This is a genomic window from Sinorhizobium saheli (assembly GCF_001651875.1).
Lineage (GTDB): Bacteria > Pseudomonadota > Alphaproteobacteria > Rhizobiales > Rhizobiaceae > Sinorhizobium > Sinorhizobium saheli.
This window is the reverse complement of the sequence record NZ_LNQB01000058.1, coordinates 61865-82834: the sequence shown is the minus strand read 5'-3', so window position 1 is coordinate 82834 and position 20970 is coordinate 61865. Positions and strand designations below refer to the sequence as shown.

Below are 20970 nucleotides of genomic sequence, written 5' to 3'. Positions count from 1 at the left end.
GAAAATTTGTTTGTTGTCTTGCTCATATCGGCTCCACTTTCTCAGAAGTTGGAGCCTCCGGCAAACCCGGCGCGGTTCAGTTCCTAAGAAGAATGTCTTCCATATAGTTATTAAGCCACTCTTCAATATTTCCCTTAAAGCCCTCGCGATAGTTTTTGACGGCGAAAAAGCGCAGAACCAATTCTTCATCGGCTCGCATATCCTTATTCACGGCGGGGAGCCGGGCGATAGCGCCTTCGAAGTCTGCGACCTTTGCCCAGTTCTGAAGGGCCGAATAGAAGATTTCCCCGCCTGTTATCATTCGGGAAGAGCAATTTCGGATTTCCTGCGCTGACAACAAAGAGCCGCCAGTATTAAGGCGCTTGAACATTTCGTACTTCACGAATTGATCGCCGGACTTTTTGATGATGATAGCTCGGATCGGAGTCCGCTTGATCTTTAACTTGAGCGACGTTGAGAGGTCATCGTATCTGATGCCATTCAAAGCTTTTAGGATGTCACATCCTTCTAAAACAAGCTCTGGCTGTTCGATCGCACTGTGGTCAAGGAACTGCAGAACCGAACTTGTTCTTTGCAGCCCATCTATCAATTCAAGAACGTTGTCTTCGTTCTCGACAAGAAAGATAGGCGGTATCGGAAGTCGGAGTATGACGGACTCGATCAACCGGGAGCGCTGCTCATTGCTCCAGCGGAAAAGCCGTTGATATTCTGGGCGGATGATGATCTCTTTTTCACGGTGAAGGTTTAAAAGCTCTCCGAATGAAAAATCGACCGCGTCTGTTGTGATTTCACTTTCGAGTTTCGACTCATCAACCATGAAGCTCTCCATCTTTGCGGGGAACATATCCCGCGTGGTTCTTCTGGGCAATGACGACGACAAAACGTCCGCCGATCTTCACTGGCGGGCTTGTGCTTCAGCTTCTACCGTTGCTTTGGCAGGCGGTAACAAAGCCCAGGATGGCTAAGCGGTCGGTTTGGAGTGGGCTTCTTCACAAAGGCGGTCCAACTCGTTCCGAATGCGTTCGTTGTCGAGCACATGACGCGCTTCCAGGCATCCTTCCTCATGCCGAAGATAAACCTCGACTGCATACCACTCACTAAATTCCCCCGTCCGCGCAAGTTCGCGCGCGCCGTGGCACATACTCGGGTTGCTGAGCCTTCGTCATCCGTCTCATTCGTAGTCCTCGCGTCATTCAATCATCAAGCGTAGCACTTTTCCGGTGCAGCTTTCCGTATCATTATCGCCAACTGTGATCGCGCGTACTGAACCCTCACAGCGGAGGCTGCCCCAATGAGCATCGACAATTACTATCAGGCCGCAACTCAAGTAGTTCGGATCAGCACCGATATCGTTACCGGCTGCAAACATTGCGGCGAAAGGATCGATGGTGAGCAACACTTCGCTGAAGCAATAAATCACTACATCGATGCACATGAGTATAAACTGCTGCACGTTGGTGCGGAGACAACCCGTAGTTCCGAAGGGGACCTTTGGCACAGCACCGTAGCCATTTTAGGGAAGTAGCTCGCGCATTGGCACGTGTCCCGGAGGTTACGGCTTCGTGGCGTAGTGAAGTGATCCATATAGGGAGGGCCCGCCGATCTCACCGGGGCGCGCCTTTTGAAAGCTCATTTCGCGCTCAAAATGGCGAACAGCCTTGTAACGCAGGGGAATCCAACGATTTTCAAGTCAATAGAATGGTGGGCGATGAGAGACTCGAACTCCCGACATCCTCGGTGTAAACGAGGCGCTCTACCAACTGAGCTAATCGCCCCTTCGCGTTGCGAAGCAATGTCCGCCGCGTCGGTGGGCGTGATCTATGCGCAACCGGCAAAAACCGCAAGAGCATTTGCGCGATTTTTTCCGATTTTTTTGTGGAGGGTCGCGGGCGGCAGGTCGCGCCGGCGGCACCTGTGGACAAATCAATCGGTGAGGGGAGGGCAGGTCAGCGGTGCGATTTGCCGGTGCATCGTCTGCTGCAGCGTAAGGGGCGCACGAGCTGCGCGTGCCATAGGGGTGGCGGCGATCCGCGGGGCGGGTCGCGCCTGTTGCGGACACGGCCGATTTTCGCCCTGTGGATCAAAAATCGCTCCGTCATGGATTTGTCTTCAAACACGCTTGACACCCAAATGCGAACCGCTTAGTTAGCCGCTCATCAAACGGCAGGGCCGCTTTGATCGGGGTGCGCGAGCGCCCTGGCCAGTCAAGGGAATGCGGGTGTAGCTCAGTCGGTTAGAGTGCCGGCCTGTCACGCCGGAGGTCGCGGGTTCGAGCCCCGTCACTCGCGCCACTCTTGAAAGGTTGCCGCACCATTCTCAAATGGTGCCTATGATGAGATAATGGCCATGCGAGGCCATGATGCGCGGGTGTAGCTCAGTCGGTTAGAGTGCCGGCCTGTCACGCCGGAGGTCGCGGGTTCGAGCCCCGTCACTCGCGCCATTTCTCCCTTGATTCCATGGTCATGGCTGATCACCCGGGTCGAGCTTTTTGTGCGTTGCGGCAATGTGTCCCGGCGTCGCATTTTTGCAATGAAGTGGGCCGGCAAGGCAAATGCACGGCTTGTGCCTCGGGTGGGGAGGTGGTACCGCGCCATCCTATGTCGCGGACCGGTTTAAATGGCCCTTCAAGGCTTGCGCCGGGGCGCGGCCTGCGCTAACCACTCTGGCGTTGCAACATACTTTTCGGCCTGCGGCACCATCTCCTTGAAGCGCCTCTCTCGGTGCTCCCCGCGGGCAGGGACGGATAACAATGACTGAACTTCTCGGTTCCTATGTTCCGATCGCGATTTTCATTGGAATCGCGCTTGTGATCGGCCTCGCACTCCTGGTCGCTCCTTTCGCCGTCGCCTTCAAGGCGCCTGATTCGGAAAAACTGTCGGCCTATGAGTGTGGCTTCAATGCGTTCGACGACGCCCGCATGAAGTTCGACGTCCGCTTCTATCTCGTGTCGATCCTCTTCATCATCTTCGATCTGGAAGTTGCGTTCCTCTTTCCCTGGGCGGTGTCGTTCAAGGACCTGGGCTGGTTCGGCTTCTGGTCGATGATGGTCTTCCTCGTGGTCCTGACGGTCGGCTTTATCTATGAATGGAAGAAGGGAGCGCTGGAATGGAACTAGCATCCGGCACCACGCTCGTTGCGCCGCAGCCGAAGGGCATCCTCGATCCGGCGACCGGCAAGCCGATCGGCAGCAATGACGCATTCTTCGGCGAGATCAACAATGAGCTCGCCGACAAGGGCTTTCTCGTCACCTCGACCGACGAACTGATCAACTGGGCGCGCACCGGCTCGCTGATGTGGATGACCTTCGGTCTCGCCTGCTGCGCGGTCGAGATGATGCAGATGTCGATGCCGCGCTACGATGCCGAGCGCTTCGGCTTCGCGCCGCGCGCCTCGCCGCGCCAGTCCGACGTCATGATCGTCGCCGGCACGCTCACCAACAAGATGGCGCCGGCGCTGCGCAAGGTCTACGACCAGATGCCCGAGCCGCGCTACGTCATCTCCATGGGCTCCTGCGCCAACGGCGGCGGCTATTACCATTATTCATACTCGGTGGTGCGCGGCTGCGACCGCGTCGTGCCCGTCGATATCTACGTGCCAGGCTGTCCTCCCACGGCAGAAGCACTGCTCTACGGCGTGCTCCTGCTGCAGAAGAAGATCCGCCGGACCGGCACGATCGAGCGCTAAGGACAAGGGTCTTTGAAATGAGTGAAGCCCTGAACGAGCTTGCCTCCTATCTGCGCGAGACGCGCGGCGCGCTGATCGCCGATTCGGCCATCGAATACGGCGAACTGACGGTGACGGTCGAGGCCGAGAACCTCATCGCGCTCTTGACCTTCCTGCGCGACGACGTGCAGTGCGGCTTCGTCAGCTTTATCGATATCTGCGGCGTCGACTACCCGCAGCGGCCGAAGCGCTTCGACGTCGTCTATCATCTGCTCTCGCCGCGCCAGAACCTGCGCATCCGCGTCAAGGTCGCGACCGCCGAGGACGAGCCCGTCCCCTCGGCGACCCCCGTCTATCCGGGCGCCGACTGGTTCGAGCGGGAAGCCTACGACATGTACGGCATTCTGTTCACCGGCCATCCGGACCTGCGGCGCATCCTGACCGACTATGGTTTCGAAGGCTATCCGCTGCGCAAGGACTTCCCGCTCACCGGCTTCGTCGAGGTGCGTTACGACGACGAGATCAAGCGGGTGGTCTACGAGCCCGTCGAGCTGAGGCAGGAATTCCGCAACTTCGATTTCCTTTCGCCCTGGGAAGGCACGGACTACGTGCTGCCCGGCGACGAGAAGGCGAAGGCACGGTGAGTTAAGTCGGCCCGTGGCAATCCCACGCGGATGCCGCCCGGCCTGGAGCAATCGGTATGACCGAACACAACGTCCGCAACTTCAACATCAACTTCGGCCCGCAGCATCCGGCGGCGCACGGCGTTCTGCGTCTGGTGCTGGAGCTCGACGGCGAAATCGTCGAGCGCGTCGATCCGCATATCGGCCTTCTGCACCGCGGCACCGAAAAGCTGATCGAGGCGAAGACCTATCTGCAGGCCGTGCCCTATTTCGACCGGCTCGACTATGTCGCGCCGATGAACCAGGAGCATGCCTTCGCGCTTGCCGTCGAGAGGTTGACGGGCACGGAAGTGCCGATCCGCGGCCAGCTCATCCGCGTGCTTTATTCGGAAATCGGCCGCATCCTGTCGCATCTCCTCAACGTCACGACGCAGGCGATGGACGTCGGCGCGCTGACGCCGCCGCTCTGGGGCTTCGAGGAGCGCGAGAAGCTCATGGTCTTCTACGAGCGGGCGAGCGGCGCCCGCATGCACTCGGCCTATTTCCGTCCGGGCGGCGTGCACCAGGACCTGCCGCATCAGCTCGTCGAGGACATCGGCAACTGGATCGATCCGTTCCTGAAGACCGTCGACGACATCGACGAGCTTCTGACCGGCAACCGCATCTTCAAGCAGCGCAACGTCGATATCGGCGTCGTCAGCCTCGAGGATGCCTGGGCCTGGGGCTTCTCCGGCGTCATGGTGCGCGGCTCGGGTGCCGCCTGGGACCTGCGGCGTGCGCAGCCCTACGAATGCTATTCGGACATGGAATTCGACATCCCGATCGGCAAGAACGGCGACTGCTACGACCGCTACCTCATCCGCATGATCGAGATGCGCCAATCGGCCCGGATCATGCGCCAGTGCGTGGATCGCCTGCTGGGCGACGCGAAGGTCGGGCCGATCTCCTCCCTCGACGGCAAGATCGTTCCGCCGAAGCGCGGCGAGATGAAGCGCTCGATGGAGGCGCTGATTCACCACTTCAAGCTCTATACCGAGGGCTACCACGTGCCCGCCGGCGAGGTCTACGCCGCGGTCGAGGCGCCCAAGGGCGAGTTCGGCGTTTATCTCGTCTCCGACGGCACCAACAAGCCGTATCGCTGCAAGATCCGTGCGCCGGGCTATGCCCATCTCCAGGCCATGGACTTCCTCTGTCGCGGACACCAGCTCGCCGACGTCTCGGCGGTGCTCGGCTCCCTCGACATCGTGTTCGGCGAGGTGGACCGCTGATGCGCCTGGCGCCGTACGCCGCTCTCGGATTTCTCGCGCTCGCTCCCGCGGCCTTCGCCCAGGAGGACGTCGACAGCCAGGCGTCCACCGGCGGCGCCATGTCGGCGCTCCTGTCGAAGGGTTACGAGATCAAGGCGGCGGTCGCCAACGGCACGCGCTACATCGTATTTTTGCAGAAAGACCAGTCAGCCTATGCCTGCGAATTCGTCTCGCTGACGAAATCGCGGTGCGGTTCGATTAACTGATAGGGTGTCCACTAGAATGTCCGTTCGTCGACTAGCCGAAGACACTGTCCAGCCAGCGACCTTTGCCTTCAACAGGGAAAACGCCGCCTGGGCCAAGGCAACGATCCAGAAGTACCCCAAGGGCCGCGAACAGTCGGCGGTCATCCCCCTGCTGATGCGCGCCCAGGAACAGGATGGCTGGGTGACGAAGGCGGCGATCGAATCCGTCGCCGACATGCTGGGCATGCCCTATATCCGCGTGCTCGAAGTGGCGACCTTCTATACGCAATTCCAGCTGAAGCCGGTCGGCTCCAGGGCGCATGTGCAGGTCTGCGGCACCACCCCCTGCATGCTGCGCGGCGCGGAAGACCTGATCAAGGTCTGCAAGAGCAAGATTGCCGCCGAGCCCTTCACTCTGAACGAAAGCGGCACGCTCTCCTGGGAAGAGGTCGAATGTCAGGGCGCCTGCGTCAACGCGCCGATGGTCATGATCTTCAAGGACACGTTCGAGGATCTGACGGCCGAGCGGCTTGAAGAGATCATCGACCTCTTCGACGCCGGCAAGGGCGCCGACGTCGAGCCGGGTCCGCAGATCGACCGCATCTATTCCGCCCCCGTCGGCGGCCTGACGACCCTGCAGACGCCGGACGAGGCCGAAACGAAGAAGGCGCCGGCCCGCGCAAGCAAGGGCGATGGCGACAAGGCGGTCAGCGTGCCGCCCTCGAACGCCGCGAAGCCGAAGACCTCGGCGGAGGTGACCAATCCGACCCTGAAGACGCCGGCGACGGCGAAGAAGGCCTCGGCCAGGAACGCCAGGATCGAGGGCGAGACGGTCGACAAGTCCAAGCCTGCGAAGAAGCCGCGGTAAAGAGGTGAACCCATGCTGAGAGATGAAGATCGCATCTTTACCAATATCTACGGCCTCAAGGACAAGTCGCTCAGAGGCGCGATGGCACGCGGCCACTGGGACGGCACCAAGGAGCTCCTCGAAAAGGGCCGCGACTGGATCATCAACGAGGTGAAGGCCTCGGGGCTGCGCGGCCGCGGCGGCGCCGGCTTCCCGACGGGCCTCAAATGGTCCTTCATGCCGAAGGAAAGCGATGGCCGCCCGCACTACCTCGTCGTCAATGCCGACGAGTCGGAGCCCGGCACCTGCAAGGACCGCGACATCATGCGCCACGATCCGCACACGCTGATCGAGGGCTGCGTCATCGCGAGCTTCGCCATGGGCGCGCACACCGCCTATATCTATGTCCGCGGTGAGTTCATCCGCGAGCGCGAAGCGCTGCAGGCGGCGATCGACGAGTGCTACGAATACGGCCTGCTCGGCAAGAACAACAAGCTCGGCTACGACATCGACGTCTTCGTCCATCACGGCGCCGGCGCCTATATCTGCGGCGAGGAGACGGCGCTGCTCGAAAGCCTTGAGGGCAAGAAGGGTCAGCCGCGCCTGAAGCCGCCGTTCCCGGCGAACATGGGCCTCTATGGCTGCCCGACCACCGTCAACAACGTCGAATCGATCGCGGTCACGCCGACCATCCTGCGCCGCGGCGCCGCCTGGTACACGAGCTTCGGCCGCCCGAACAACCACGGCACCAAGCTCTATTCGGTTTCCGGCCACGTCAACCGGCCCTGCACGGTCGAGGACGCGATGTCGATCCCGTTCCACGAGCTGATCGACAAGCATTGCGGCGGTATCCGCGGCGGCTGGGACAACCTGCTTGCCGTCATCCCCGGCGGCTCGTCCGTGCCTTGCGTGCCCGGTGCGCAGATCAAGGACGCGATCATGGACTATGACGGCCTGCGCGAGCTCGGCTCCGGCCTCGGAACGGCCGCCGTCATCGTCATGGACAAGTCGACCGACATCATCAAGGCGATCTGGCGGCTTTCGGCCTTCTACAAGCACGAGAGCTGCGGCCAGTGCACGCCGTGCCGCGAAGGCACCGGCTGGATGATGCGGGTGATGGAGCGCATGGTTCAGGGCCGCGCCCAGAAGCGCGAGATCGACATGCTCTTCGACGTGACGAAGCAGGTCGAGGGGCACACGATCTGCGCGCTCGGCGACGCGGCCGCCTGGCCGATCCAGGGCCTGATCAAGCATTTCCGTCCGGAAATGGAAAAGCGGATCGACGAATACACGCGCAATGCGACGCCGCACGGCGCCGTCTTGGAAGCAGCGGAGTAAGGCGCGATGGCCGGGGCACGCAGGGACGGACAGGGAAGGGAAGCGGCGCCAGCCATTCCGTTCGCGGGGGTCATCGGTGTTGATCCAGCCGATCCGTTCGGCATGGCCGAATGGATGAGGACCATGCCGAAGATGGGTCTGCATCCGCTGATCGCACCGCCCACGGCGGCGGTCGCAGCGGCGACGGCCCTCGGCTTCGGCCTGTCGAGCCACATCGCCGGCATCATGTTCGGCGCGATGCAGGGGGCCGCGAGCGCCCTGCAGAAAAGCGCCGCCCCGCTTGAAGCCGAGCCGGCCGGGATCAAGGAGCCTGCCCCGGCCGTCGCGCCGCAGCCGGCCGCCCGGCAGGCTACCGAAGCGTCGCCCGCTCCGGCCGCGAGCAAGCCGCGCGCCGCGAGAAAGCCCGCCGCCTCGGGGCCGAGGGGCGGTGCGGGCGACGATCTCAAGCGCATTTCCGGCATCGGCCCGAAGCTCGAGCAGGTGCTCCGCGGCAGAGGGTTCCGCCGCTTCGCCGATATCGCTGCCCTGAGCGAGGCGGATGCGGCGCGGCTCGACGGCGAGCTCGGCCTTGACGGCCGGATCATGCGCGACGACTGGATCGGACAGGCAAAGGCGCTTCACGGAGCGCGGAAGAAATGACGGTGACGGCCGCCCGGTCGTCACAGCAAGCGGCAAGGCCGTGACGGAATTGTCCGCCGCCAGAAAAGGCAGGCGGACGAAAGACAGGATTGAGTACGAAGATGGCAAAGCTGAAAGTCGACGGAAAAGAGATCGAGGTCCCGGATCATTTCACGCTGCTTCAGGCATGCGAGGAGGCCGGCGCCGAGGTTCCGCGCTTCTGTTTCCATGAGCGGCTTTCGGTTGCCGGCAACTGCCGCATGTGTCTGATCGAGGTGAAGGGCGGCCCGCCGAAGCCGGCCGCCTCCTGCGCCATGGGCGTGCGCGACCTGCGTCCGGGCCCGAACGGCGAAGCGCCGGAAATCTTCACGACCACGCCGATGGTCAAGAAGGCGCGTGAAGGCGTCATGGAATTCCTGCTGATCAACCACCCGCTCGATTGCCCGATCTGCGACCAGGGCGGCGAGTGCGACCTGCAGGACCAGGCGATGGCCTTCGGCATCGACACGTCGCGCTATCAGGAAAACAAGCGTGCGGTCGAGGACAAGTACATCGGTCCGCTCGTCAAGACGGTGATGAACCGCTGCATCCACTGCACCCGCTGCGTCCGCTTCACGACGGAAGTCGCCGGCATCGCCGAACTCGGCCTGATCGGCCGCGGCGAGGACGCGGAGATCACCACCTATCTCGAGCAGGCGATGACCTCGGAGCTGCAGGGCAACGTCGTCGATCTCTGCCCGGTCGGCGCGCTGACCTCGAAGCCTTTCGCCTTCACCGCGCGTCCGTGGGAACTGAACAAGACGGAATCGATCGACGTCATGGATGCGCTCGGCTCCGCGATCCGCGTCGACACGCGCGGCCGCGAGGTGATGCGCATCATGCCGCGCGTCAACGAGGACATCAACGAGGAGTGGATCTCCGACAAGACCCGCTTCATCTGGGATGGCCTGAAGACGCAGCGGCTCGACCGTCCCTATGTCAAGAAGGACGGCCGCCTGCAGCCGGCAAGCTGGAGCGAGGCGTTCCAGGCAATCAAGGCGGCGGTCGCCGCGACCTCCGGCGACAGGATCGGCGCGATCGCCGGTGATCTCGCCGCCGTCGAGGAAATGTACGCGCTGAAGGAGCTCGTCTCCTCGCTCGGCTCGCAGAACCTCGATTGCCGGCAGGATGGTGCCGCCCTCGACCCGTCGCTCGGGCGCGCAAGCTACATCTTCAATCCGACGATCCAGGGCATCGAAAGCGCCGACGCGCTCCTCGTCATCGGCTCCAACCCGCGTTTCGAGGCCTCGGTGCTCAATGCGCGCATCCGCAAGCGCTATCGCATGGGCAATTTCCCGATCGCCGTCATCGGCGAGCAGGGCGAACTGCGCTACGAATATGAGTATCTCGGCGCCGGTACCGACAGCCTTGCCGAGCTCGTCTCGGGCAAGGGCAAGTTCTTCGCGACGCTCAAGAAGGCGGTGCGCCCGCTGATCATCGTCGGCCAGGGTGCGCTCGCAGGGGAGGGCGGTGCCGCCGTTCTCGCCAATGCCGCAAAGCTCGCGGTGGCCGTCGGTGCGGTCACGACCGAGTGGAACGGCTTTGCCGTGCTCCATACCGCGGCCGCCCGCGTCGGCGGGCTCGACCTCGGCTTCGTGCCCGGAGAGGGCGGCAGGTCGGCGGCCGAAATGGTCGGCGCCATGGATGTGCTCTTCCTGCTCGGCGCCGACGAGATCGATCTTTCCGCGAGGAAGGGCTTTACCGTCTATATCGGCTCGCACGGCGACAACGGCGCCCATGCGGCCGATGTCATCCTGCCCGGCGCGACCTACACGGAAAAGTCCGGCACCTGGGTGAACACGGAAGGCCGCGTGCAGATCGGCACCCGCGCCAACTTCGCACCGGGCGAAGCCCGCGAGGACTGGGCGATCATCCGCGCGCTTTCCGACGTGCTCGGCAAGAAGCTGCCCTTCGATTCGCTTGGTGAACTGCGCGCAAGGCTCTACGCCGCCCATCCGCATTTCGCCGAAGTCGACGTGATCGCCGCCGGCCGCAGCGACGAAATTGCCGCACTGGCACAAAAAGCCGGTGCGATGGCGAAATCCGCGTTTGCGTCTCCGGTCAAAGACTTCTATTTGACGAACCCGATAGCGCGCGCATCCGCCGTCATGGCCGAATGCTCGGCCTTGGCGCGCAACAATTTCAAAGCTGCCGCGGAATGAGCGCGAGGGAATAGAGCATCATGGACGCTTTCATTTCGAGCTACGTCTGGCCCACGGCCATCATCATCGGCCAGTCGCTGCTGCTTCTGGTCGCGCTGCTGGTCTTCATCGCCTACATCCTGCTCGCCGACCGAAAGATCTGGGCCGCCGTGCAGCTTCGCCGCGGTCCTAACGTGGTGGGGCCCTGGGGACTTTTCCAGTCCTTCGCCGATCTTCTGAAATTCGTCTTCAAGGAGCCGGTCATCCCGGCCGGCGCCAACAAGACGATCTTCCTGCTCGCGCCGCTCGTCTCGGTGACGCTGGCGCTCGCGGCCTGGGCGGTCATCCCGCTCAATGCGGGCTGGGTGATCGCGAACATCAATGTCGGCATCCTCTTCGTCTTCGCCATATCTTCTCTCGAGGTTTATGGCATCATCATGGGCGGCTGGGCGTCGAACTCGAAATATCCGTTCCTCGGCGCGCTGCGCTCCGCCGCGCAGATGGTCTCCTATGAAGTCTCGATCGGCTTCGTCATCGTCACCGTGCTGCTCTGCGTCGGCTCCTTGAACCTGACCGACATCGTCAATGCGCAATCCGACGGCCTCGGAACGATGCTCGGCCTGCCGGCCTCTTTCCTCGACTGGCATTGGCTGTCGCTCTTCCCGATGTTCATCGTGTTCTTCATCTCGGCGCTCGCCGAGACGAACCGTCCGCCTTTCGACCTGCCGGAAGCGGAGTCCGAACTCGTCGCCGGCTTCATGGTCGAGTACGGCTCGACTCCGTACATGATGTTCATGCTCGGCGAATACGCGGCGATCTGCCTGATGTGCGCCTTGACGACCATCCTCTTCATGGGCGGCTGGCTGCCTCCGGTGGATATCTGGCTCTTGAACTGGGTGCCCGGCATCGTCTGGTTCGTGCTCAAGGCCTCGTTCGTGTTCTTCATGTTCGCGATGGTGAAGGCTTTCGTGCCGCGCTACCGCTACGACCAGCTGATGCGTCTCGGCTGGAAGGTCTTCCTGCCGCTGTCGCTGGCGATGGTCGTCATCGTCGCATTCGTTCTGAAGCTGATGGGCTGGGCATGATGGCCGCTCACGCTTCGCTGCATACCGCCGGCTTCTCCCGGGCCGGCAAGTTTGGAGGTTAATGATGGCCGGTCTTTCGCAAGCCGTCAGCTCGCTGTTCCTCAAGGAATTCATCGGCGCTTTCTTTCTGTCGATGCGCTACTTCTTCAAGCCGAAGGCGACGGTGAACTATCCCTTCGAGAAGGGGCCGGTCAGCCCGCGCTTCCGCGGCGAGCATGCGCTGCGCCGTTATCCGAACGGTGAAGAACGCTGCATCGCCTGCAAGCTCTGCGAGGCGATCTGTCCTGCCCAGGCCATCACCATCGAGGCCGGCCCGCGCCGCAACGACGGCACCCGCCGCACCGTGCGCTACGACATCGACATGGTGAAGTGCATCTATTGCGGTTTCTGCCAGGAAGCCTGTCCGGTCGACGCCATCGTCGAAGGGCCGAATTTCGAATTCGCCACCGAAACGCGCGAAGAGCTTTACTACGACAAGGAGAAGCTGCTCGCCAACGGTGACCGCTGGGAGCGGGAGATCGCGCGCAACATTGCGATGGACTCGCCCTACCGCTGAGCCATCCGCAAGAACGCAGCATCGTGCCGCAAGGCGGTGCATGCAAAACGGGTTTGGGCATCGGCCGGACGGACGTCCGGCTTTGCCTCATGGAGTGGGGGCCGGGCCTTCACGCCGAGCAAGACGAAAAAGGCACCGATCATGGGTCTGCAGGTTCTTTTTTTCTATCTCTTCGCCTTCATCGCGGTGGCGTCGGCATTCATGGTCATCGCGGCCAAGAATCCGGTCTATTCGGTTCTGTTCCTGATCCTGACCTTCGTCAATGCGGCAGGGCTTTTCCTCCTGACCGGTGCCGAGTTCCTGGCGATGATCCTGCTGGTGGTCTATGTCGGCGCGGTGGCCGTTCTCTTCCTCTTCGTGGTGATGATGCTCGACATCGATTTCGCCGAGCTTCGTGCGGGCGTTCTCGAATATGCGCCGGTTGGCGCGCTGATCGGGTTGATCCTCGCGGCCGAGCTCATCATCGTCGTCGGTGGCGCGACCTTCTCGCCGGAGATTGCAAAGGCGATCTCGATGCCGATCCCGGCGGTCAGCGAGCGGACCAATACCGCCGCGCTCGGCGACGTCCTCTACACCCACTATGTCTATTTCTTCCAGATCGCGGGGCTGGTGCTGCTCGTCGCCATGATCGGCGCCATCGTGCTCACCCTGCGTCACCGTCAGAACATCAAGCGCCAGAGCATTCCGCGCCAGGTCGCCCGCACGCCCGAGAACGCCGTCGAGGTGGTCACGGTCAAGCCGGGGCAGGGCATCTAACCGGGACGCGAGGTCGAGGACCACACTCATGGAAATCGGAATTTCCCACTATCTGACCGTCAGCGCCATCCTGTTCACGCTCGGCGTCTTCGGCATCTTCCTCAACCGGAAGAACGTCATCATCATCCTGATGTCGGTCGAGCTGATCCTGCTCGCCGTCAACATCAACATGGTAGCCTTCTCGGCATTCCTGAACGACATCACCGGTCAGGTCTTCGCGCTGTTCATCCTGACCGTCGCGGCCGCAGAAGCGGCCATCGGACTTGCAATTCTCGTCGTCTTCTATCGCAACCGCGGCTCGATCGACGTCGAAGACATCAACACGATGAAGGGCTGACAGGGCTATGGACACCATCATCAAGGCTATCGTCTTTCTGCCTCTGATCGGCTTCCTGATCGCCGGTCTCCTCGGCACTCAGATCGGTGCCAAGGCATCCGAATATGTGACCAGCGGACTGATGCTCGTCGCGCTGGCGCTCTCCTGGTTCGTGTTCTTCGACATCGCCCTCGGTGAAGAGGAGATGATCACGGTTTCGGTCCTGCGCTGGATCCAATCCGGCGGCTTCGATGTCGCGTGGGCCCTGCGCGTCGATACGCTGACCGCGGTGATGTTCGTCGTCGTCAACACGGTCTCGACGCTGGTGCATATCTATTCGATCGGATACATGCACCACGATCCGCACCGTCCGCGCTTCTTCGCCTATCTTTCGCTCTTCACCTTCGCGATGCTGATGCTCGTGACGGCCGACAACCTGCTGCAGATGTTCTTCGGCTGGGAAGGCGTCGGTCTCGCCTCCTATCTGCTGATCGGCTTCTGGTACAAGAAGCCCTCGGCCAATGCCGCGGCGATCAAGGCCTTCATCGTCAACCGCGTCGGTGACTTCGGCTTCGCCCTCGGCATTTTCAGCGTTTTCGTGCTCTTCGGTTCGGTCAATTTCGAGACCATCTTCGCCGCCGCGCAGGGCTATCTGCCGGCCGAGGGCGCCGGGGGCGGGGAAGCAGTCATCAATCTCTTCGGCATGCAACTCGACAAGGCGCATGCGCTGACGGCCGCCTGCCTGCTGCTCTTCATGGGCGCGATGGGCAAGTCGGCACAGTTCCTGCTGCACACCTGGCTGCCGGACGCCATGGAAGGCCCGACCCCTGTCTCGGCGCTCATCCATGCGGCGACCATGGTCACCGCCGGCGTCTTCCTCGTCGCCCGCATGTCGCCGCTCTTCGAACTTTCGCCGGACGCGCTGACCGTCGTCACCCTGATCGGCGCCATCACCGCCTTCTTCGCCGCGACCGTCGGCCTCGTGCAGAACGACATCAAGCGCGTCATCGCCTATTCGACCTGCTCGCAGCTCGGCTACATGTTCGTGGCGCTCGGCGTCGGCGCCTATGGCGCCGCCATCTTCCACCTGTTCACGCACGCCTTCTTCAAGGCGCTGCTGTTCCTCGGTGCCGGTTCGGTGATCCATGCCGTCGACGGCGAGCAGGACATGCGTTACATGGGTGGGCTGCGCACGCATATCCCCGTCACCTACTGGATGATGTTCATCGGCACGATCGCGCTGACCGGCGTCGGCATTCCCGGCACCGTCATCGGCACCGCGGGCTTCTTCTCGAAGGATGCGATCATCGAATCCACCTTCGCGTCTCATAGCATCGTTTCCGGCTTCGCCTTCAGCCTGCTGGTGATCGCCGCACTCTTCACCAGCTTCTATTCCTGGCGCCTGACCTTCATGACCTTCCACGGAAAGCCGCGCGCTTCGTCGGACGTCATGCATCATGTGCATGAGTCGCCCCAGGTCATGCTGGTGCCGCTCTACATCCTCGCCCTCGGCGCGCTCGTCGCGGGTTTCCTGTTCCACGACCATTTCTTCGGCCACGACTATGCCGAATTCTGGCAGGGTGCGCTGTTCACCCTTCCGGAGAACGAGATCCTCGAGGCGTACCATCACGTTCCGCTGTGGGTGAAGTGGAGCCCCTTCGTGGCGATGGCGCTCGGTCTCTACACGGCCTGGTACATGTACATCCGCTCGCCCGAGACGCCGAAATATCTCGCTCGCCAGCATCACGGTCTCTACCAGTTCCTGTTGAACAAGTGGTATTTCGACGAGCTCTACGACTTCCTGTTCGTCCGTACCGCCAAGCGCCTCGGCACCTTCCTCTGGAAGGAGGGTGACGGCCGGGTGATCGACGGCTTCGGTCCGAACGGCGTCGCCGCGCGCGTTCTCGACGTGACTGATCGCGTCGTCCGGCTGCAGACCGGTTACCTTTATCATTACGCGTTCGCCATGCTGATCGGCATCGCAGCGCTCGTTACATGGATGATGCTCGGGAGTTCCTTCTGATGACCGATTGGCCCGTACTTTCCGCGGTCACCTTCATGCCGCTCGTCGGCGTGCTGCTTCTCTTGCTGACGAGGGAAGACAGCGCCTACGGCCGCCGCAACATCCTGAACGTGTCGCTGCTGACGACGATCTTCACGTTCCTCGTATCGCTCTACATCTGGTACCAGTTCGACCCCGCGAATCCGGGCTTCCAGATGGTCGAGAAGAAGGAATGGCTGGGCACCGGCATTTCCTATCATCTCGGCATCGACGGCATCTCGGTGCTGTTCGTTCCGCTGACGGCATTCCTGATGCCGTTCTGCGTGCTGGCGAGCTGGGTGACGATCGAGAAGCGCCTGAAGGAATACATGATCGCGTTTCTGATCCTGGAAACGCTGATGATCGGCGTCTTCGTATCGCTCGACCTCATCCTCTTCTACGTCTTCTTCGAGGCCGGCCTGATCCCGATGTTCATCATCATCGGCGTATGGGGCGGCAGGGATCGCGTCTACGCGAGCTACAAGTTCTTTCTCTACACCTTGCTCGGCTCGGTGCTGATGCTGCTCGCAATGATGGCGATGTACTGGCAGGCCGGTACGACGGATATCACGGAACTGCTCGCCTATAACTTCCCGCGCGAAATGCAGACCTGGCTGTGGCTTGCCTTCTTCGCCTCCTTCGCGGTGAAGATGCCGATGTGGCCGGTCCATACCTGGCTTCCCGATGCGCACGTCCAGGCGCCGACGGCCGGCTCGGTGATCCTGGCGGGCATCCTGCTGAAGCTCGGCGGCTACGGCTTCCTGCGCTTCTCGCTGCCCATGTTCCCGCTGGCGTCGGACCTGTTCGGCCCGCTCGTCTACACGCTGTCGATCATCGCGATCATCTACACCTCGCTGGTGGCGATGATGCAGACCGACATCAAGAAGCTCATCGCCTATTCGTCGGTGGCGCATATGGGCTATGTGACGATGGGCACCTTCGCCGCCAACGTCCAGGGCGTCCAGGGCGCCATTTTCCAGATGCTGTCGCACGGCATCGTCTCGGGCGCGCTCTTCCTTTGCGTCGGCGTCGTCTATGACCGCCTGCACACCCGCGAGATTTCCGCCTATGGCGGCCTCGTCAACAACATGCCGAAATATGCCGTCGCCTTCATGGTCTTCACCATGGCGAATGTCGGCCTGCCGGGCACGTCCGGCTTCATCGGCGAAGTGTTGACGCTGGTCGGTGTCTTCCGCGTCAACACCTGGGTTGCGCTGTTCGCGACCAGCGGTGTCATCCTGTCGGCGGCTTACGCCCTCTGGCTCTATCGCCGCGTCATTTTCGGCGCGCTCGAGAAGGAGAGCCTGAAGGCGCTGCTCGACCTGTCGGCACGCGAGAAGCTGATCCTCTATCCGCTGGTGATCCTGACGCTCTTCTTCGGTGTCTATCCGGCACCCGTCTTCGACGCGACCGCGGCCTCCGTGGATCTCCTCGTCAACAACTATGCCGCAGCCCTGCAGGCAGCGCAAAACGTTGCGCTTTCGGTGCAATGACCACAGGACGTGATTGGACATGACAGCTGAAACCCTTATCGCCAGCCTGCAACTTTCGGTCCCCGAGCTGATCCTGGCAGTCGGCGCGATGGCCCTGTTGATGATCGGCGTCTTTTCGAGCGAAAGGTCCGCGCCGACCGTGACCGGACTTGCGGTCGCCGTGCTCATCATCGCCGGACTTTGGCTCGTCCTGAAAACGGGCGAGGGCGAGGCCTATGGCGGCGCCTTCCTCTCGGATCCCTTCTCTAAATTCATGAAGGTCCTGGCGCTCATCGGCTCGATCACCGTGATGGTGATGACGGTCGGCCATGCCCGCTCGGCGCAGATCGACCGTTTCGAGTTCCCCGTGCTCTTGGTGCTCGCCACCCTCGGCATGCTCCTGATGATCTCGTCCAACGACCTGATTTCGCTCTATCTGTCGCTGGAGCTGCAGTCGCTCGCCCTCTATGTCGTCGCCGCGATCAACCGCGACAGCGTCCGCTCGACCGAAGCGGGCCTCAAGTATTTCGTCCTCGGCGCGCTGTCGTCCGGCATGCTGCTCTACGGCATGTCGCTCGTCTACGGCTTTACCGGCCACACGGGCTTCGACGAGATTGCGGCGGCCCTGACGGCGGAAGGCCGTTCGCTCGGCCTCGTCTTCGGTCTGGTGTTCATCCTTGCGGGCCTTGCCTTCAAGATCTCCGCCGTCCCCTTCCATATGTGGACGCCGGACGTTTACGAGGGCGCGCCGACGCCGGTGACGGCCTTCTTCGCGGCCGCTCCGAAGGTCGCAGCCATGGCGATCCTCGTTCGCCTCGTCATCAATGCCTTCGAACCCGTCGTCGCCGACTGGCAGCAGATCGTCGTCTTCATCTCGATCGCTTCGATGCTGCTCGGCGCCTTTGCCGCGATCGGACAGCGAAACATCAAGCGGCTGATGGCCTACTCGTCGATCGGCCACATGGGCTATGCCCTGGTCGGCCTCGCTGCCGGCTCGATGGCCGGCGTGCGCGGCGTGCTCATCTACATGCTGATCTACATGGTGATGACGCTCGGCACCTTTGCCTGCATCCTCGCCATGCGCCGCAAGGACGGCGAGCATGTCGAGGGTATCGATGATCTCGCCGGCCTGTCGCAGACCAATCCGTTCATGGCGACGGTGCTGACGATACTGATGTTCTCGCTTGCCGGCATTCCGCCGCTCGCCGGCTTCTTCGCCAAGTATTTCGTCTTCGTCGCGGCGATCGAGGCGCATCTCTATGCGCTGGCGGTCATCGGCGTGCTGGCTTCGGTCGTCGGCGCTTACTATTATCTCAGGGTCATCAAGGTCATGTGGTTCGACGAGGCCAAGGGCGAATTCGCCCGCACGGCCGGCGAACTGCGGCTGGTCTTCGGGCTCTCCGGCCTCTTCGTGCTCGGATACGTTCTGATCGGCGGACCGCTCGGAAACGCCGCGGAAGCCGCGGCGCGGTCCTTCTTTTGACCGGCGCTTCAGGCGGCGGCCGGATTTCGCCCGACGATTTCCGGCACATCGCGCTCGCCGAGACCGTCTCGACCAACAGCGAGTGCCTGGCAAGGGCGCGGGAGGGTGATCCGGGCAATCTCTGGATCACTGCAACGCGCCAGACCGGGGGCAGGGGGCGGCGCGGCCGCGCCTGGTTCTCGGAGCCCGGAAATCTCTACGCCTCGCTGCTCCTCATCGATCCGGCGCCGGTCGCAAGGCTGCATTCGCTGCCGCTCGCGGCGGCCGTTGCCGTCCACCGGGCGATCCGGCGGGTAATGCCGCCGGGCTCGCCCGAGGTGGCGATCAAGTGGCCGAACGACATTCTCATCGATGGTCGGAAAACCTGCGGTATCCTGCTGGAGGGCGAGAGCCTGCCGGACGGGCGCCGCGCTCTGGTGATCGGCTGCGGCGTCAATATTGCGGCGGTGCCCGAGGCGGCGCTCTATCCGGTGACCTCGCTCAGGCAGGAAGGCGCGACGATCGCGCCCGAAGAGCTGTTCGCCCACCTCTTCGTGACCATGGCCGGGGCGCTGTCCGTTTGGAACGGGGGCGCCGGGGTGGCTTCGATCATCGATCAGTGGCGGGCGGCGGCCAAGGGCATCGGCGAGCCGATCACGGTCAATCTGCCGGATCGGTCGCTTTCCGGCCGCTTTGTCGATATCGATCAGGACGGCCGGCTGATACTCGATACGGGCTCCGGTGCGCCGCAAGCCATTGCGGCCGGAGACGTGTTTTTCGGATGAATGAATGAAAGAGGCGCATCAAGAAATGGCGCAAGACGAAGAACTGGTGTTCTTGCCGCTCGGCGGCGTCGGCGAAATCGGCATGAACCTCGGCCTTTACGGCTATGGAAAGCCGGGCAATCGCCAGTGGATCATGGTCGATTGCGGCGTAACCTTTCCCGGGCCGGAATTGCCGGGCGTCGAACTGGTGCTGCCCGACATCGCCTTCCTTGCCGAGGAACGGCGCAATCTGAAGGCAATCATCATCACGCACGCGCATGAGGACCATTACGGTGGCCTGAACAATCTGTGGCCCGGGTTGAACGTTCCGGTCTATGCCTCGCCCTTCACCGCCGGAATGCTCGAGGCGAAACGCGACTTCGAGAAGAGCCGCGGCGAGATCCCCGTCACCCTCTTCAAGCAGGGCGACCGCATCAATGTCGGTCCCTTCAGCATCGAGGCGGTCGGCGTCAACCACTCGATCCCGGAGCCGATGTCCCTCGTCATTCGCACGCCGCTCGGCACCGTCGTGCACACGGGCGACTGGAAGATCGACCTCGATCCTTCGCTTGGGCCCATGACCGACGAGGCTCGTTTCCGCCAGATCGGCGAGGAAGGCGTGCTGGCGCTCGTCTGCGATTCCACCAATGCCCTGCGCGACGGCGTCTCGCCCTCGGAACAGCAGGTTTCGGAAAGCCTCGCCAAGATCATTGCCGATGCCAAGGGCCGGGTCGGGATCACCAGCTTCTCCTCCAATGTCGGCCGCATCCGTTCGATCGCCGAGGCGGCGGAGGCTGCGGGCCGGGACGTCCTGCTGCTCGGCAGTTCCATGAAGCGGGTCGTCGATGTGGCGCGGGATGTCGGGCTGATGGACGGGCTGAAGCCGTTCCTGGCGGAGGACGAGTTCGGCTATATCCCGCGCGACAAGGTCGTCGTCATCCTGACGGGGAGCCAGGGCGAGCCGCGGGCGGCACTTGCCAAGATCGCCCGGGACGAGATGCGCAACGTCGCCTTCTCGGCCGGCGATACGATCGTCTTCTCGTCGCGCACGATCCCCGGCAACGAAAAGGCGATCAACGACATCAAGAACGGCCTGATCGAGCAGGGAATTCACATCATCACCGACAGCGAAGCCCTGGTGCACGTCTCGGGCCATCCGCGGCGCAACGAGTTGCAGCAGATGTATCAATGGCTGAAGCCCGAGATCGTCGTGCCGGTGCATGGCGAAGCCGCACACCTGACGGCTCATGCCGAACTTGCCCGGCAGTCGGGCATTGCCAACGTGCCGCGGCTGCGCAACGGGCAGATGCTGCGGCTCGCTCCCGGAGCGGCGGAAGTCATCGACGAGGCACCGCACGGCCGCATCTACAAGGACGGGACCCTGATCGGCGATTTCGACGAGATGGGGATCGGCGAGCGGCGCAAGCTCTCCTTTGCCGGCCACGTCGCCGTCAATGTCGTCCTCGACAGCCGTTACGATTTCCTGGGCGACCCGGACGTCGTTCCGATCGGTCTTCCGGAATATGACGACGAGGGCGAGGCGATGGACGACACGCTCTATGACGCGGTGCTGGGGGCGGTGGAGAGCATTCCGCGGGCGAAGCGGAAGGATCTCTCGACCCTGCAGGAAGCGGTTCGCCGCGCCGTGCGCAGCACGGCCAATCAGGTCTGGGGCAAGAAGCCGGTCGTGACGGTGTTCGTCACCAAAGTCTGATTTTCGCGCGACCTGCCACGTGCTGTAATGCAATGCCGCTCAA

At 62.5% G+C, this 20970-nt stretch carries 20 protein-coding genes and 3 tRNA genes; 20 read left to right on the top strand and 3 right to left on the bottom strand.

Annotated elements, in window-relative coordinates:
- Positions 1–76: 76 nt before the first annotated feature.
- The 3 genes from ATB98_RS05125 to ATB98_RS05115 form a co-directional block, all read right to left on the bottom strand.
- Positions 77–817 carry a DUF262 domain-containing protein gene (locus ATB98_RS05125; protein ID WP_084435298.1) on the bottom strand — a complete coding sequence of 247 codons (741 nt, stop codon included), beginning with the start codon at positions 815–817 and terminating at the stop codon, positions 77–79.
- A 372-nt stretch (positions 818–1189) separates the two neighbouring features.
- Positions 1190–1435, bottom strand: a complete 246-nt coding sequence (locus tag ATB98_RS28750) for a hypothetical protein (RefSeq protein ID WP_153435814.1) — start codon at positions 1433–1435, stop codon at positions 1190–1192.
- Between the two features lie 264 nt (positions 1436–1699).
- Positions 1700–1775: transfer RNA gene (locus ATB98_RS05115), tRNA-Val, on the bottom strand.
- A gap of 439 nt (positions 1776–2214) precedes the next feature.
- Here ATB98_RS05115 and ATB98_RS05110 point away from each other — a divergent pair.
- The 20 genes from ATB98_RS05110 (at position 2215) to ATB98_RS05015 (ending at position 20927) form a co-directional block, all read left to right on the top strand.
- A tRNA-Asp gene (locus tag ATB98_RS05110) sits at positions 2215–2291 on the top strand.
- Positions 2292–2363: 72 nt separating this feature from the next.
- A tRNA-Asp gene (locus ATB98_RS05105) sits at positions 2364–2440 on the top strand.
- A gap of 309 nt (positions 2441–2749) precedes the next feature.
- A complete protein-coding gene (locus ATB98_RS05100; protein WP_066869999.1) occupies positions 2750–3115 on the top strand; it encodes an NADH-quinone oxidoreductase subunit A in 366 nt (121 codons plus the stop codon).
- A complete protein-coding gene (locus tag ATB98_RS05095; protein ID WP_003531828.1) occupies positions 3106–3684 on the top strand; it encodes a NuoB/complex I 20 kDa subunit family protein in 579 nt (192 codons plus the stop codon). Before ATB98_RS05100 ends, ATB98_RS05095 begins: the two co-directional genes overlap by 10 nt.
- A gap of 17 nt (positions 3685–3701) precedes the next feature.
- Positions 3702–4307 carry an NADH-quinone oxidoreductase subunit C gene (locus ATB98_RS05090; protein WP_066869996.1) on the top strand — a complete coding sequence of 202 codons (606 nt, stop codon included), beginning with the start codon at positions 3702–3704 and terminating at the stop codon, positions 4305–4307.
- A gap of 56 nt (positions 4308–4363) precedes the next feature.
- Positions 4364–5554, top strand: a complete 1191-nt coding sequence (locus tag ATB98_RS05085) for an NADH-quinone oxidoreductase subunit D (RefSeq protein WP_066869993.1) — start codon at positions 4364–4366, stop codon at positions 5552–5554.
- Positions 5554–5799 carry a hypothetical protein gene (locus ATB98_RS05080; protein WP_066869991.1) on the top strand — a complete coding sequence of 82 codons (246 nt, stop codon included), beginning with the start codon at positions 5554–5556 and terminating at the stop codon, positions 5797–5799. Before ATB98_RS05085 ends, ATB98_RS05080 begins: the two co-directional genes overlap by 1 nt.
- Positions 5800–5815: 16 nt before the next feature.
- Entirely contained in the window at positions 5816–6646 is an 831-nt protein-coding gene (gene nuoE / locus ATB98_RS05075; RefSeq protein ID WP_066869988.1) for an NADH-quinone oxidoreductase subunit NuoE, read from the top strand.
- 12 nt (positions 6647–6658) lie between these two features.
- Positions 6659–7963 carry an NADH-quinone oxidoreductase subunit NuoF gene (gene nuoF, locus ATB98_RS05070; RefSeq protein ID WP_066869985.1) on the top strand — a complete coding sequence of 435 codons (1305 nt, stop codon included), beginning with the start codon at positions 6659–6661 and terminating at the stop codon, positions 7961–7963.
- Positions 7964–7969: 6 nt separating this feature from the next.
- Positions 7970–8602 (top strand): NADH:ubiquinone oxidoreductase, encoded by a 633-nt coding sequence (locus tag ATB98_RS05065; RefSeq protein WP_066869983.1) that lies wholly within the window; start codon positions 7970–7972, stop codon positions 8600–8602.
- Positions 8603–8703: 101 nt separating this feature from the next.
- Complete coding sequence (gene nuoG, locus ATB98_RS05060) at positions 8704–10782, top strand: NADH-quinone oxidoreductase subunit NuoG (protein WP_066869980.1); 2079 nt, start codon at positions 8704–8706, stop codon at positions 10780–10782.
- Between the two features lie 20 nt (positions 10783–10802).
- Entirely contained in the window at positions 10803–11846 is a 1044-nt protein-coding gene (gene nuoH, locus ATB98_RS05055) for an NADH-quinone oxidoreductase subunit NuoH (RefSeq protein ID WP_066869977.1), read from the top strand.
- Positions 11847–11910: 64 nt separating this feature from the next.
- A complete protein-coding gene (gene nuoI / locus ATB98_RS05050) occupies positions 11911–12402 on the top strand; it encodes an NADH-quinone oxidoreductase subunit NuoI (RefSeq protein WP_066869974.1) in 492 nt (163 codons plus the stop codon).
- A gap of 141 nt (positions 12403–12543) precedes the next feature.
- Positions 12544–13158: an NADH-quinone oxidoreductase subunit J gene (locus tag ATB98_RS05045; RefSeq protein ID WP_066869970.1), complete on the top strand. Its 615-nt coding sequence runs from the start codon at positions 12544–12546 to the stop codon at positions 13156–13158.
- Between the two features lie 28 nt (positions 13159–13186).
- Positions 13187–13495, top strand: coding sequence for an NADH-quinone oxidoreductase subunit NuoK (gene nuoK / locus ATB98_RS05040; protein ID WP_066869967.1), 309 nt, complete (start codon positions 13187–13189; stop codon positions 13493–13495).
- Between the two features lie 7 nt (positions 13496–13502).
- On the top strand, positions 13503–15497 hold the full coding sequence (gene nuoL / locus ATB98_RS05035; RefSeq protein ID WP_066869965.1) for an NADH-quinone oxidoreductase subunit L: 1995 nt from the start codon (positions 13503–13505) through the stop codon (positions 15495–15497).
- Positions 15497–17008: an NADH-quinone oxidoreductase subunit M gene (locus ATB98_RS05030; protein WP_066869962.1), complete on the top strand. Its 1512-nt coding sequence runs from the start codon at positions 15497–15499 to the stop codon at positions 17006–17008. Before nuoL ends, ATB98_RS05030 begins: the two co-directional genes overlap by 1 nt.
- A gap of 19 nt (positions 17009–17027) precedes the next feature.
- On the top strand, positions 17028–18470 hold the full coding sequence (gene nuoN, locus ATB98_RS05025) for an NADH-quinone oxidoreductase subunit NuoN (protein WP_066869960.1): 1443 nt from the start codon (positions 17028–17030) through the stop codon (positions 18468–18470).
- On the top strand, positions 18467–19234 hold the full coding sequence (locus tag ATB98_RS05020; protein WP_066869957.1) for a biotin--[acetyl-CoA-carboxylase] ligase: 768 nt from the start codon (positions 18467–18469) through the stop codon (positions 19232–19234). Before nuoN ends, ATB98_RS05020 begins: the two co-directional genes overlap by 4 nt.
- A gap of 25 nt (positions 19235–19259) precedes the next feature.
- Complete coding sequence (locus ATB98_RS05015; RefSeq protein WP_066870013.1) at positions 19260–20927, top strand: ribonuclease J; 1668 nt, start codon at positions 19260–19262, stop codon at positions 20925–20927.
- Positions 20928–20970: the final 43 nt, after the last annotated feature.

Bases quoted from the DNA above. Each gene is read 5' to 3' on its own strand.
- ATB98_RS05125 (WP_084435298.1), bottom strand. From the start codon at position 817: ATGGTTGATGAGTCGAAACTCGAAAGTGAAATCACAACAGACGCGGTC.
- ATB98_RS28750 (WP_153435814.1), bottom strand. From the start codon at position 1,435: ATGTGCATCGATGTAGTGATTTATTGCTTCAGCGAAGTGTTGCTCACC.
- ATB98_RS05100 (WP_066869999.1), top strand. From the start codon at position 2,750: ATGACTGAACTTCTCGGTTCCTATGTTCCGATCGCGATTTTCATTGGA.
- ATB98_RS05095 (WP_003531828.1), top strand. From the start codon at position 3,106: ATGGAACTAGCATCCGGCACCACGCTCGTTGCGCCGCAGCCGAAGGGC.
- ATB98_RS05090 (WP_066869996.1), top strand. From the start codon at position 3,702: ATGAGTGAAGCCCTGAACGAGCTTGCCTCCTATCTGCGCGAGACGCGC.
- ATB98_RS05085 (WP_066869993.1), top strand. From the start codon at position 4,364: ATGACCGAACACAACGTCCGCAACTTCAACATCAACTTCGGCCCGCAG.
- ATB98_RS05080 (WP_066869991.1), top strand. From the start codon at position 5,554: ATGCGCCTGGCGCCGTACGCCGCTCTCGGATTTCTCGCGCTCGCTCCC.
- nuoE (WP_066869988.1), top strand. From the start codon at position 5,816: ATGTCCGTTCGTCGACTAGCCGAAGACACTGTCCAGCCAGCGACCTTT.
- nuoF (WP_066869985.1), top strand. From the start codon at position 6,659: ATGCTGAGAGATGAAGATCGCATCTTTACCAATATCTACGGCCTCAAG.
- ATB98_RS05065 (WP_066869983.1), top strand. From the start codon at position 7,970: ATGGCCGGGGCACGCAGGGACGGACAGGGAAGGGAAGCGGCGCCAGCC.
- nuoG (WP_066869980.1), top strand. From the start codon at position 8,704: ATGGCAAAGCTGAAAGTCGACGGAAAAGAGATCGAGGTCCCGGATCAT.
- nuoH (WP_066869977.1), top strand. From the start codon at position 10,803: ATGGACGCTTTCATTTCGAGCTACGTCTGGCCCACGGCCATCATCATC.
- nuoI (WP_066869974.1), top strand. From the start codon at position 11,911: ATGGCCGGTCTTTCGCAAGCCGTCAGCTCGCTGTTCCTCAAGGAATTC.
- ATB98_RS05045 (WP_066869970.1), top strand. From the start codon at position 12,544: ATGGGTCTGCAGGTTCTTTTTTTCTATCTCTTCGCCTTCATCGCGGTG.
- nuoK (WP_066869967.1), top strand. From the start codon at position 13,187: ATGGAAATCGGAATTTCCCACTATCTGACCGTCAGCGCCATCCTGTTC.
- nuoL (WP_066869965.1), top strand. From the start codon at position 13,503: ATGGACACCATCATCAAGGCTATCGTCTTTCTGCCTCTGATCGGCTTC.
- ATB98_RS05030 (WP_066869962.1), top strand. From the start codon at position 15,497: ATGACCGATTGGCCCGTACTTTCCGCGGTCACCTTCATGCCGCTCGTC.
- nuoN (WP_066869960.1), top strand. From the start codon at position 17,028: ATGACAGCTGAAACCCTTATCGCCAGCCTGCAACTTTCGGTCCCCGAG.
- ATB98_RS05015 (WP_066870013.1), top strand. From the start codon at position 19,260: ATGGCGCAAGACGAAGAACTGGTGTTCTTGCCGCTCGGCGGCGTCGGC.